The sequence below is a fragment of the Pseudomonas sp. GW101-3H06 genome (genome assembly GCF_059424605.1).
In genome coordinates this window covers 3,253,466-3,266,790 of record NZ_JBWKZO010000001.1, presented here as the reverse complement: position 1 = coordinate 3,266,790, position 13,325 = coordinate 3,253,466, and the positions used below count along the sequence as shown (strand labels likewise).

At 60.5% G+C, this 13,325-nt stretch carries 8 protein-coding genes; 4 read left to right on the top strand and 4 right to left on the bottom strand.

The genetic code is table 11. The features are described from left to right. The first annotated feature begins 127 nt into the window (after positions 1-127). The 4 genes from AC07ZE_RS14905 (at position 128) to AC07ZE_RS14890 (ending at position 8,009) form a co-directional block, all read left to right on the top strand. Positions 128-1,840, top strand: a complete 1,713-nt coding sequence (locus tag AC07ZE_RS14905; RefSeq protein ID WP_207265480.1) for a cation:proton antiporter — start codon at positions 128-130, stop codon at positions 1,838-1,840. Between the two features lie 331 nt (positions 1,841-2,171). After that, complete coding sequence (locus AC07ZE_RS14900; RefSeq protein WP_259331954.1) at positions 2,172-3,392, top strand: efflux RND transporter periplasmic adaptor subunit; 1,221 nt, start codon at positions 2,172-2,174, stop codon at positions 3,390-3,392. After that, a complete protein-coding gene (locus tag AC07ZE_RS14895; protein ID WP_207265479.1) occupies positions 3,389-6,586 on the top strand; it encodes an efflux RND transporter permease subunit in 3,198 nt (1,065 codons plus the stop codon). Before AC07ZE_RS14900 ends, AC07ZE_RS14895 begins: the two co-directional genes overlap by 4 nt. A gap of 1 nt (position 6,587) precedes the next feature. Next, a complete protein-coding gene (locus AC07ZE_RS14890; protein ID WP_207265478.1) occupies positions 6,588-8,009 on the top strand; it encodes an efflux transporter outer membrane subunit in 1,422 nt (473 codons plus the stop codon). A gap of 43 nt (positions 8,010-8,052) precedes the next feature. On the opposite strand, the gene AC07ZE_RS14885 is transcribed toward AC07ZE_RS14890, so the two are convergent. The 4 genes from AC07ZE_RS14885 to arcD all read right to left on the bottom strand — a co-directional run bounded on the left by AC07ZE_RS14885 (position 8,053) and on the right by arcD (position 12,960). Further along, positions 8,053-9,834 carry a SulP family inorganic anion transporter gene (locus AC07ZE_RS14885; RefSeq protein ID WP_207265477.1) on the bottom strand — a complete coding sequence of 594 codons (1,782 nt, stop codon included), beginning with the start codon at positions 9,832-9,834 and terminating at the stop codon, positions 8,053-8,055. 41 nt (positions 9,835-9,875) lie between these two features. Continuing rightward, the gene (gene ppk2, locus AC07ZE_RS14880; protein WP_207265476.1) at positions 9,876-10,697 is read right to left on the bottom strand and encodes a polyphosphate kinase 2; all 822 of its coding nucleotides are present in this window, start codon (positions 10,695-10,697) and stop codon (positions 9,876-9,878) included. An 80-nt stretch (positions 10,698-10,777) separates the two neighbouring features. Beyond that, a complete protein-coding gene (locus tag AC07ZE_RS14875) occupies positions 10,778-11,437 on the bottom strand; it encodes a hypothetical protein (RefSeq protein WP_207265475.1) in 660 nt (219 codons plus the stop codon). Positions 11,438-11,532: 95 nt separating this feature from the next. Continuing rightward, the gene (gene arcD, locus AC07ZE_RS14870; protein ID WP_207265474.1) at positions 11,533-12,960 is read right to left on the bottom strand and encodes an arginine-ornithine antiporter; all 1,428 of its coding nucleotides are present in this window, start codon (positions 12,958-12,960) and stop codon (positions 11,533-11,535) included. Between the last annotated feature and the right edge of the window lie 365 nt (positions 12,961-13,325).

The following is a 13,325-nucleotide window of genomic DNA, read 5'->3' as shown; positions in this document are numbered from 1 at the left end:
ATTGCTCGCCCCCTTCCGTTTTTGCAATTCATATCTCTACCCCTCCCGAACCGAAACCCATCGGTCGCGCCTCCCGCGTGCAAGCTACAATTGCTCACCTGCACACTAGAGCCGTCACGGAGCGACCATGTTCACCAGCCTGTTGGTCATCTTCACCTCATCCCTGGTCGTCATTGCCCTGTTCCATCGCTTGCGCTTGCCGCCGGTGCTGGGCTATCTGTGCGTGGGGCTGATGGTCGGACCGATGGCCTTCGACTGGGTAAAAGACAGCGATGCATTGCCCCTGATTGCCGAAATGGGCGTGGTGTTTTTGCTGTTTTCCCTGGGGTTGGAATTTTCACTGTCGAAGATGATTGCGCTGCGCCGGGTGGTGTTCGGCTTGGGCACCTTGCAAGTGCTGATATCCGGGGCAGCGTTGGGCGCCTTGTTGATGCTGGCAGGTGTGCCGACGGCTGCGGCGTTTTTACTCGGTGGTGGCCTGGCCCTTTCCTCTACCGCCATTGTCAGCAAGGAACTGGGGAGTCTCGGCGAAATTTTCAGCAGCCATGGCCAGAACGCTATCGGTGTGCTGTTGTTCCAGGACGTCGTGGCCGTGTTACTGCTGACGCTGGTCCCGGTCTTCGCCGGCACCAGCGATCAAGCCTGGTACTGGGCGCTTCCCCTGACGCTGGGCAAAACGCTGCTACTGTTCGCAGGGCTGTCTCTACTCAGTCGCTGGGTGGTGCCTCATTTTTTTCATGAGGTGGCGGCCTCGCGCTCCGCCGAATTGTTCGTATTGCTGGCGCTGGTGATCGTACTGCTGACTGCGGGGCTGACGCACCTGATCGGTCTCTCCCCAGCCCTTGGCGCCTTTCTCGCCGGCATGCTGTTGGGGGAAAGCCATTACCGACATCAGATCGAGGCCGATATTCGCCCGTTTCGCGACATCCTGCTGGGGGTGTTTTTTGTCAGCATCGGCATGTTGATCGACTTGCGCCTGTTTGCCAGCCACGGCGTGCTGATCCTCGGGCTGACCCTGGGGCTTTTGCTGATCAAGGCTGGCGTGGTCGCGCTGTTGGTCAAGTGGCGTGGCAGTGACAATGAAACCGCCTGGCGCAGCGGCCTGGCCCTGGCGCAGGGCGGCGAGTTCTGTTTTGCATTGATGACGCAGATGCAGCAGAACAATTTGATGCCTGCGGATCTTGGCGGATTGTTGCTCGCCGCGACCTTCTGCTCGATGCTGGTCACACCCTCGCTGCTGCGCATGGCCCCTCGCATCGCCGCACGCTTGCACCGCAAGCCCAACGAAGAAGCCAGACTTGAGGAAATCAGTGCGCTCAACGCGCAGGCGAAAAAGCATGTGGTGATTTGTGGTTATGGGCGCGTCGGACAATCCATCGGGCGATTCCTTCGTAACGCCCAGCAGACTTACGTCGCGCTGGACAGCGACCCGGTGAGGGTCCAGGAAGCTGCAGTCGCGGAAAGTACCGTGCATTACGGTGATTCACAGCGTGCAGACCTGCTGTCCGCCGTCGGACTGGAGCGTGCCAGCCTGCTGGTCATCGCCGTCGACAATACCGGCACCGCCCTGCAAATCCTGCTGGCGGCACGCCGAATCCACCCGAGCGTGCCTATCCTGGTGCGCACACGGGACGATGATCAGGGGCCGGAGTTGAAAGCAGCCGGCGCCAACGAGGTGGTGCCCGAACTCATGGAATCCAGCTTGATGCTTGCCTCGCATGCGCTGATTTTGCTCGGATTTCCTCAGCAGGAGGTGCAGGAGCGGGTCGACAGGATCCGCAGTGACCGCTATCAACTTCTGCACGGTTTTTATCCCGGCGCCGAGGATGAGGAGTCCTGATTCCGTTCGCTGTGCCCTGGAAAGCCTGATTCGGTCCAGCGGTTACCAAACCCGCACCTATTGCAGCGTTCTGGGCCTTCGGTGAGTACCGAGAACCCGGGGGCGGGTAGCCTGCCTGCCATAATCCTGTGACGCCGACAGGTTGCTCAATTGCATCGAAACCGCACCCCTTCAGCGGCACTGAGAACAAGCAGAACGCCTCTCTGCGCTTAACGCCGAATCAAATCAAAATCACGTCCTTCGCACTTTTGAATCAACAACCACCCAAGACCACTGGTTTCTGAAGCAATGCTAGCTACGCTTCCTTGATCGACCTTGATGGAGCATGGGCATGGGCGGCGTCACATTTTCCGGTGGTAACAGCTTGCCGATCGCCTGGTTGCTGGGGATTTTCGTCCTGCTGGCCGGCTGCGGCAAAGAACCGGTGTCCCCGGCGCGCAAGCCTCCCGATGTCACTGTGATGACGGTCACAGCCCGCGACACACCGGTGACTTTCGAATTCGTCGCCCAGACCCAGAGTTCCCGCGAAGTGGAAATCCGTGCACGCGTCGCCGGTTTCCTGGATCGGCGGCTGTACACCGAAGGCGATTTGGTCAAAGCCGGGCAAACATTGTTCCAGATGGACCGCAAACCCTTCGAGGCCGCGCTGCTGTCGGCCCAGGGACAACTGGCCCAGCAACAGGCACGCTGGGAAGTGGCCAAGGCGGCGCTGGCCCGTGTCCGTCCACTGGCGGCACAGAACGCGGTCAGCAAAATGGATCTGGACAACGCCGTGGGTGAAGAGCGGGAAACCCGCGCCGCCGTACTGGCCGCAGAGGGCGTGGTGCGCACCGCACAGCTGAATCTGAGCTACACCACCATCACCTCCCCGCTCACCGGCCTTTCCAGCTATGCGAAAAAACAGGATGGCAGTTACGTAACGCCGGGGGAATCGGGCCTGCTGACCTCGGTGTCACAGATGGACCCGATGTACGTCAACTTCAGCCTCTCGGAAAACGAAACACTGAAATACCGCGACGAGATCAGCGCCGGGCGACTCAAGTTCCCGCCCAGCAGCGATTTTGAAGTCGAAGTGGTGTTGGCCGATGGCACCGTGGTACCTGATCGCGGCAAGGTGAATTTTCTCGCGCCATCGTTCAGCCAGGAAACCGGCACCTTTCTGGTTCGGGCGGTGCTGGCCAATCCGAAAGGTCTGCTGCGTCCCGGTCAGTTCGTCAGGGCCCTGGCCAAGGGCGCTACCCGGCCCAATGCCATTCTGGTGCCGCAGAAAGCGGTGCTCGAGGGGGCCAGGAGCCATTTCGTCTGGGTACTCGATGCCGAAGGCAAGCCTGAGCAACGGGTGGTCGAAGTGGGTGAATGGCAAGGCGACAACTGGTTCATCGGCAAGGGCTTGCGCGCCGGTGAGCGCATCGTGGTCGATGGCGCGATCAGGGTCACACCCGGAGGGCCGTTGAACATCGTCGATGCGGGCGGCACCACTGCGCCACCCGCCGCCGAAGGCGAAACGGTGAAAGCCGGTACGAAAGGTGCAACAGGCGGAAAAACGCCATGAGCATCTCCCACTATTGCATCGACCGTCCGATCTTCGCCTCGGTAATCTCCATCATCATCACCCTGGCCGGCGCTGTGGCCATGCTCCAGCTGCCTGTCGCCCAATACCCGGACATCACGCCACCGCAAATCACCGTCGCGGCCACCTACCCCGGCGCCGATGCGCAGGTGGTGGCCAATAACGTGGCCGCGCCGATCGAACAGCAGGTCAACGGTGCCGACAACATGATTTACATGAACTCGTCGAGCTCCGCGACGGGCAACATGACCCTCAACGTGTTCTTCGAGATCGGCACCGATCCTTCCCTGGCCCAGGTGGATGTGCAGAACCGGGTCAACCTGGCCCTGCCGCAACTGCCCTCCGCAGTGCAGAGCCAGGGCATTCAGGTGCAGAAGAAATCGTCAGCCTTCATGATGGTCCTGGCGGTGTACTCCGCCGGCGATCGTTATGACAGCACCTACGTGGCGAACTACGCCAACCTCTACATCCTGGATGCGATCAAGCGCATCCCCGGTGCCAACCAGGCCAGTATTTTCGGCACGCCGGACTACGCCATGCGCATCTGGCTCAAGCCTGATCGCATGGCCCAACTGGGCATCACCGCCGCGGACGTGCAGAAAGCCGTGGCCAACCAGAACCAGCAGTTCGCGGTCGGCCGGGTCGGGCAATCCCCCACGGGGCAAGCCGTCGAACAGTCATTCGCCGTGACCACCAAGGGGCGCCTGACCGAGCCGGCGGAGTTCGAGAACATTATCTTGCGCGCGAGCAACGACGGGGCCGCCATCGTTCGCCTCCGGGATATCGGGCGTGCCGAGCTCGGGCAGAAAGACTACTCGCTGCGCAGCACCTACCAGGGCGGCCCGGCGACCTTGATTGCGGTGTATCAGCAACCCGGTGCCAACGCCCTCGACGTCTCCGCCGCGGTGACCAAGACCCTGGCGGACATGAAGGCGACCTTTCCCGAAGGCATCGAATACAAGATCGTGATGGATACCACGGCCTTCACCCGTGCGTCGATTTCCGAGGTGATCCACACCTTCTTCGAAGCCTTGGTGCTGGTGGTCATCGTGGTCTACCTGTTCCTGCAGAGCCTGCGTGCCACCCTCATCCCGGTGCTGGCAGTGCCGGTGTCCATCGTCGGTACGTTCATCGGCATGTCGGCGCTGGGGTTTTCGGTGAACATGCTGACATTGTTCGGCATGGTGCTGGCCATCGGTATCGTGGTGGACGACGCGATCGTGGTGATCGAAAACGTCGAACGCAACATGCACGTGCACAAGATGAACCCCAAGGATGCGGCCAAGCGCGCGATGGACGAAGTGGCCGGGCCGGTGGTGGCCATCGTGCTGGTGCTGTGCGCGGTGTTCATCCCGGTGGCGTTCATGGGCGGTATCACCGGTCAGCTGTATAAGCAGTTCGCAATCACCATCGCCATCTCCGTGGTGATCTCCGGCCTGGTGGCCCTGACCCTGTCGCCGGCCCTGGCCGCCCTCTTGCTCAAGCCTCAACACGGCGACAAAAACGCTTTTTTCCGCTGGTTCGAACGCAGCTTCGAGCGCATGACCGAGGGCTATTCCAATGCGGTGGCCTTCATGATCAAGCGCTTTGTGCTGGCGCTGTTGCTGTTTGCCGGCATGATTGTCCTGATCGTATTGATGGGCCAGCGTATCCCCAGTGCCTTCCTGCCACCGGAAGACCAGGGTTATTTGCTGGGGGCCATCATCATGCCCGATGCGGCGAGCCTGGATCGCACCGGCGAAGTCGGCAAGGTGGCCAGTGACTTCTTCATGAACGATCCATCCGTCGAAGGCGTGGCCATCGTCAACGGCTACAGCCTGCTGGACGGCCAGAACAAGAACAACGCCGCAGCCTTCTTCGTCGGCTTCAAGGATTTCGAAGGGCGTTACAAGGACTCGGACACCATCAAGGAACAGAGCGCCCCGGCGGTCATCCAGAAAGCCGCCCATGCGTTTTCCACGGTTCAGGGCGGGATCATTCTGCCGGTCAACCCGCCGTCCATTCCCGGCCTGGGCACCACCGGCGGCATGGAGGTCTGGGTACAGAGCAAGGGCGACGCCAGCATCGACCAACTGGCGGAAATGGTCGGCAACCTCGTGGCCGAGGCTAAAAAGCGCCCGGAACTCGGCGCCATCACATCTACCTTCAACGTGCACTCCCGACAGCTGATGGTCGACGTGGACCGGGAAAAGGCCGAATCCCTGGGCGTGCCGGTGGAAGACGTTTACAGCGCCATGCAGACCATGTTCGGCTCGTTGTACGTTTCTCAATTCAACAAATTCAGCCGGCTGTGGCAGGTCATTCTGCAGGCCGAGCCCTCCTATCGCCTCAAGGCTGAAGATCTGCAACAGATCTATGTGCGCAGCAAGAACCTCGACATGGTGCCGCTCAAGGCTGTGCTGACCACCCGCTACGTTACGGGTCCCGACCTGCTGACCCGGTTCAACAACTTCCCGGCCGTCAAACTCACGGCCAACGCGGCGCCCGGCTACAGTTCCGGCCAGGCGCTGGCAGCCCTGGAGGAGATCAGCGCCGAGATCATGACCAATGACTATTCACTGGCCTTGAGTGGCGAGGCATTCGAGGAGAAAAAGAGCGGTGGGGCCTCGTCCCAGGTGTTCATTTTCGGTCTGGTGATGGTGTTCCTGATTCTCGCGGCACAGTACGAAAAATGGTCCCTGCCCGTCGGCGTACTGCTGGCGGTGCCGTTCGCATTGTTCGGTGCGCTGCTGGCGGTGCTGATCCGGGGCTTAAGCAATGACGTGTATTTCCAGATAGGCCTGACCATGCTGGTGGCGCTGGCGGCGAAGAACGCGATCCTGATTTTCGAGTTCGCCGTATTGAACCGGGAAAACGGCATGTCGGCCTATGACGCGGCAATGACGGCGGCGAAGGAGCGCCTGCGGCCTATTGTGATGACGTCACTGGCGTTCATCCTCGGCTGTGTACCGCTGGCCATTGCGGTCGGTGCCTCCGAGAATAGCCGCCACTCCATCGGTACCGGGGTGATCGGCGGGATGTTGGCGGCGACCGTGATCGCGATCTTTTTCATTCCCTTGTTCTACTACCTGGTGGAGCGGATGTTCGCGAAAAAGGACGAAACCCAAACATCCGCTCAAACGCCATCGGCGCAACTCCCCGACGGCGCGGCGCAGAACCGGCATGAGGGGGACTGAAATGCGCAAGCCCCCTCTTCCATTGCTGTTGTGCCTGGGCCTGGCCGGCTGCATGGTCGGGCCCGATTACCAACAACCGAAAATCGATACCCCGGCGGCCTATCGCTACGCGGACAAGGAAGCCAGGGAGCTGTCCAATACACTGTGGTGGGAGCAATTCCGGGATCCGGTCCTCAACGATCTGATCCGCACCGCATTGCTCGAAAACAAGGACATCAAGATCGCCGCCGCACGGGTGGAGCAATTCCAGGGGCGTTACGGCGAAACCCGTTCGCTGTTGTTCCCGCAAGTCGGGCTCGGCGCTCAGGGCCAGCGGACCCGGTCGCCACGGGACAACGGTCCGGTGCCGCTGGATTCCTCCGTAGATCCGGTGTTCAACAATTATCAGGCCATCCTCAGTGTGAACTGGGAACTGGATATCTGGGGCCGTTTGCGCCGCCTCAGCGAATCCGCCCGGGCCGATCTGCTGGCCTCCGAAGAAGGTCGCCGCAGCGTCCTGTTGAGCCTGGTCTCATCGGTAGCGTCGAGTTACGTGACCCTGCGCGATCTTGACCGGGAACTGGAAATTGCCCGCACCACCGCCAAGGTGCGTGGAGATTCCTACGAGATTTTCAAATTGCGCTACGGCGCCGGCACCATTTCGGAAATGGAACTGGCCCAGAACCAGTCCGAATACGAGCGAACCCTGGCTGCGGTGGCGCAATTCGAACCGCTGGTCGCGCAACAGGAAAACGCCCTGGCCGTTCTGCTCGGTCGCAATCCGGGGCCGATCATTCGCGGACGAGACCTGGGGCAACTGGTCCTTCCATCGGTCCCGGCCGGCCTGCCTTCGGACCTGCTGGAACGGCGACCCGACCTGCGCCAGGCCGAGCTGAACCTGATCTCGGCCAACGCCCTGATCGGCGCAGCCAAGGCCCAGTATTTCCCGACGATTTCCCTGACCGGGCTGCTGGGTTCAGTCAGCAATCAGCTCTCGGACCTGTTCACCGGGCCCGCCGCCACCTGGTCCTATGGCGTGGCCGCGAGCATGCCGATCTTCACCGCCGGCGGCATCGCCGGGCAGGTGAAACAGGCAGAAGCGTTCCAGCAACAAGCCTTGCTGACGTACCAGCAGGCGATTCAATCGGCCTTCAGGGATGTGGAAAACGCCTTGATCGCGTCCAGCAAATCCCGCGAGCAGATGGCGTCCCAGGGGCGGCAGGTCGAGGCGCTGCGAACCTACGCGCGGTTCGCGCGGCTGCGCTATGACAACGGTTACACCGACTACATCGAGGTGCTGGATGCCGAGCGCAGCCTGTTCGATGCCGAGTTGAACTACACACGGACCCGGGCCTTGGTGTTCACGTCCATGATTGATTTGTACAAGGCAACGGGTGGTGGGTGGGTGAGCAAGGCTGATGAGCTGACGGTGTCCGGGAAATAATCCCTGAATGACCGAATGCCGTCAGAAACCTGAAAGCTGTCGGCTATTCGCGATCTTCCTGCTCCCACTCCACCGGATGAAGTTCAAGATAGCGACTGACTGCAGCGCCCAACGTCGCGAAAAAAGCTTCTTCGCCAAACCGCGCGAACAGTCCGAAGCGCTTGAGCTTGTCCTTTACCGGGTCCTTCATTTCGGCCACGCATAACTTGATGCCCGCCGCGTGCAGGGTTTCATCAAGCTCGGCCAGCATATCGGCGGAGGTTACGTCGACACTGGTGACCGGTTCCGCCGCAACGACCAGCCAGCGTACAGGCGTAGGCGAGTCAGCCACGGCGTCCAGCACGCGGTCATGGAACAGTTCGGCATTGGCGAAAAACAAGGGTGCGTCCCAACGAAACAGTACCAGGCCGGGGATCAGGCGCGCATCGGGATAGCGCTTGAGGTCGTGATAACCCTGAACGCCGTCAGCACGCCCCAGGACGGCGGAATAGGGTCGCCAGCCATCCCACAGGAATTCGATGACCGCGATCACGATGGCCAGGCCGATACCTTCGATCGCCCCCAGCACCGCGACGCCCACCGTACAGGCGATCGACAGCCAGAACTCCCAGCGCTGCATCCGATAGATGCGCAGCAGATCGCTGACTTCGATCAGGCCGATCGCCGATGCGATCACCACCGCCGCCAACGCTGTGGTGGGCAGGTTCTGCAGCAGGTTCGGCGCCACCATCAGCAACAAGGCGACGGCCAATGCGCCAATAACGCCGGTCAATTGGGTCCGTGCCCCCGCCGCCTCGGCCACAGGCGTGCGCGATGAGCTGCTGCTGATCGGGAAGCCTTGAAACAGCCCTCCGGCCAGGTTGGCGATACCCAGCCCGACCATTTCCTGGTTCGGGTCGACATAGGTCCGGGTGCGCGCCGCGTAGACACGAGACAACACGCTGGTGTCGGCGAACGAGACCAGGGCGACGGCGCAACCGCCGATCAACACCGGGGCGATATCGGCACGGGTGATCCAGGGAATGTCAAACGCCGGCAAGCCTTGTGGCAGTGAGCCGAGCACCGCCACACCTTGTGCCGCCAGATCCAGTATCCCGACGGCGACAGTGGCCAGCACCACGGCAATCAGAATGCCTGGCACGCGTTTTTTGTCCTTGAGCAGCAGGATCACCACCAGGGTCGCCGCGCCGAGCGCGAACGTGACCCAATGAGTCTTGCCTGCCATCACCGCCGAAACGATGGCCCACAGGTTTCTCAGGGGACCGTCGGTTTCGATCGAGAAGCCGAATAGCTTGGGCAATTGGCTGATCAGGACCGTCAGCGCGATGCCGTTCATGTAGCCATAGCGGATGGGTTTGGACAGCAACTCGGTAATGAACCCCAGCCGCGCCACGCCTGCCAGGATGCACACCGTCCCGGACACGATCGCCATCATGCCCGCCAGGGCCACCGCGCGCTGCGGGTCGCCGCCGGACAAGGGCAGGATCACGGCGAGAATCACCGCCGCCAATGATGAGTCCGGACCCAGTACCAGAATCCGGCTGGGGCCGAACAGTGCATAGGCGAGCAACGGAACGATGGTCGCGTAAAGCCCATAGATGCCGGGTACGCCCGAGGCCACGGCGTAGGCGATACCGACCGGCACCAGCATGGTGGTCAGCACCAGGCCGGCGACGATGTCGTGCTGCAACCACGCCATCTTGTAATGGCGCAGCGTGCGCAGCCCCGGCAGCCAGCGGCGCCAGCCGCCTTGATCGGCCCCCGTCTCCTTGCGCGCGATCCGCCCCGGTTCCGGCAGTGGTGGCGAAGCATCTGACTGGTTCATAGCCCCTCGTCAAAAAACGCAGATCCGCTTCAACGGCCCACTCAGAATTTTTCCGGGATGCGTCGGAACGGGTAATCAGGTTCGCGGTAGCCGCCCGGTTTCTGTCTCTTGGGCAACGTTATCTGTTCGCGCTTCACCTCTTTGTAGGGGATGCGGCTAAGCAAGTCGGTGATGATGTTGAGCCGGGCCCGGCGCTTGTCGTTCGAATCGGCCACCAGCCATGGCCCATAGTCGGTATCGGTCGCCTGGAACATGTCGTCGCGGGCACGGGAGTACTCATACCAGCGGCTGTAAGACTTCAGGTCCATCGGTGACAGTTTCCAGATCTTGCGCCCATCCTTGATGCGCGCCTCGAGCCGGCGGGTCTGTTCTTCCTGGCTGACCTCCAGCCAGTACTTGAGCAGGATCACGCCGGATTCGACAATGGCACGTTCAACCAGCGGCGTCGATTTCAGGAACTTGTCCAACTGCTCGTCGGTACAAAACCCCATTACCCGTTCGACGCCCGCACGGTTGTACCAACTGCGGTCGAAGATCACCACTTCACCGGCCGCGGGCAGGTGCGGCAGGTAGCGCTGCATGTACATCTGGCTCTTCTCGCGCTCGGTCGGTGCCGGCAACGCCACCACACGAAAAACCCGCGGGCTGACCCGCTCGGTCAGGGCCTTGATCGTCCCGCCCTTGCCGGCCCCGTCACGTCCTTCGAAGACGACGCAGACTTTCACGCCCTCCTTGACCACCCACTCCTGCAACTTGACCAGCTCGACGTGCAAGCGGCGCAACTGCTCCAGATAGTCCTTGTTCTTGAGCTTCGGGCGCTCTACGGACGGCTTTTTCTGCACGCCTTTCTTATCTTTTGCCATGATCAAAACCTCACGAATGCAGGTGGCTACAACCGGGACGACTCTGTGCGCTGCTACAGGCCTTTGAAGAAGATGGCTGATCAACCGCCGAGCGCGATGATTGCGACGATCAGCAGTGAGCCGGCGACGGCCAGTGTCAAGGCGCCCAGCCTGGGTTTTAAGCCGGCGTAACGCGCAAGAATCCAGCCCGCAATGAATAGCATCCCGACGCCGATCAGGTTGGATACACGCACCGCCAGCATCGTCTGTTCCAGCAACATGAACGGCAACACGAGCGGGAACGTCGAGAGCACGACCAGCAGGAAAACGCCTAAGGCACCCTTGAAGTCATCCAGGCCAAGGCGCTGTATCGAGGCGGCTGGCGCGTCAAGCAAACGCTGGCGCAGCATCTCAAGCCCGTCAGTGCCCGCCGCGCTGGCGATTCGTGGTGGTAGCGCATCGGCAATCAACGTCTGCCCGGTCGCCGCATCCGCACCGCTGCGCAGGCTGGCAAGCAACGTACGATTGCGACTGCGCTCGATCAATACCCGCAGCAGGTACATGGCCGCATCGGCGAGCCCCCAGGCGAGGTTACAGCCGAGCGCGGCGATCATCATGACCCGTTCGGCTTCCTGATCCGTGGTCACGACGCTGATCGTTCCGGTGAAGGTCATCGCCATGAGCAGACCGAAGATCACCTCTGAGACACGGTCGATGGGATCGAGCACCGGTGTCCGCTTTTTTTCTGCAGTGCTTTGCATGCGCCCAACCTCGTCGAACTCGAGCCTGGTGAGGTCCCTCTGGGGGGAATCCTTTTCAAGCCCCATTTCAGTGTAGTTTCAAACGCCTGTGACGCTTACAGCGACAGGACCCCGCTGTACAAGCCATAGGCGGCCAGACCCGCGCCGATGATCACGCAGGTGAAAATCCCTTTTTCGATGGGCGTGAACAACGGCTGACCCTGTTCGCGCTTGGCCTTGGCGAACAAGATCACTCCCGGGGCATACAGCAACGCCGAGAGCAGCAGGTATTTCATCCCTCCGGCATACAACAGCCAGGTCGCATAAGCGAGCGCTACACCGCCGATCAACAGATCCTTGGTCCGTTCCGAAGAGGCATGTTCATAGGTCTCGCCGCGCCCGCTCAACAACACCGCATAAGCCGCCGACCACAAGTACGGTACCAGGATCATCGAGGACGCGAGGTAGATCAGGCTGGTGTAGGTCCCCTCGGAAAACAGTGTGATGAGGAGGAAAATCTGGATCATCCCATTGGTCAGCCACAAGGCATTGACCGGTACGTGATTGGCGTTTTCCCTGGTCAGGAAGGCGGGCATGGTTCGGTCTTTCGCTGTGGCGAACAATATCTCGGCGCATAAAAGCGCCCATGACAACAAGGCGCCGAGCAGGGAAATCGCCAGCCCGATGCTGATCAGCAACGCCCCCCAGGGGCCGACAATGTGCTCAAGTACCGCTGCCAGCGACGGGTTCTGCAGGTTGGCCAGTTCTGGCTGGCTCATGATCCCGAGCGACAACACGTTCACCATCACCAGCAGTGCCAGCACGCCGACAAAACCAATGACCGTTGCCCGGCCGACATCCTCACGTTTCTCTGCTCTGGCCGAATAGACACTGGCGCCTTCGATGCCAATGAAGACGAACACCGTCACCAGCATCATGTTGCGCACCTGGTCCATCACACTGCCGAAATCCGGATTGCTGCGCCCCCAGATGTCGCGGGTAAAGATGTCAGCCTTGAAGGCCACGCCGGCAATGACAATAAACATGATCAGCGGCACGATCTTGGCCACGGTGGTCAATTGGTTGATGAACGCCGCTTCCTTGATCCCGCGCATGACCAGAAAGTGCACCGCCCACAACAAGACCGAAGCGCAGCCAATGGCAACCGGTGTGTTGCCCTGGCCAAATACCGGAAAGAAGTAACCGAGGGTGCTGAACAAGAGTACGAAGTAGCCCACATTTCCCAGCCAGGCACTGATCCAGTAACCCCAGGCCGAGGAAAACCCCATGTAATCGCCGAACCCGGCCTTGGCGTAGGCATACACACCGGAATTCAGCTCCGGCTTGCGATTGGCCAGGGTTTGAAAGACGAAGGCCAGGGTCAGCATGCCCACGGCGGTAATTGCCCATCCGATCAACACGGCACCGGCATCGGCTCGCTCCGCCATGTTCTGTGGCAAGGAGAAAATCCCGCCACCGATCATGGAGCCCACCACCAGGGCGATCAGTGCACTCAAGCGAAGCTTTTGCGTCGGATCCGACATCGCTGTACTCCCTGCCTGTCACGCAACCGTCCAAAACTGGTTTTAAGCTAAGCAGCTAAAGCGTAATAACGTTCGTCAATTAATGTTCATTTATCGCGGTTTTTTTATACCTAATCACGCTAAGCCGGTCGCATTTAATAGCATTTTTATTGGAGGTAGATAAAAGTCACTATTGGTTTGAATCGAACTTTACAAAACACGAAAACAAACTAGCGTCTAAACTTCAATGAACTCCACAAATAGAAACCACATTTTGCCAAGGCCTCTGGAAAGGGCTTCCTCGGCATAACTACTTATCGACTGTGTTTTATTCAATCAGTCTTTGACGCGCCTTGGTGATCTGGCATTGACCCAAGTCAGGTGTT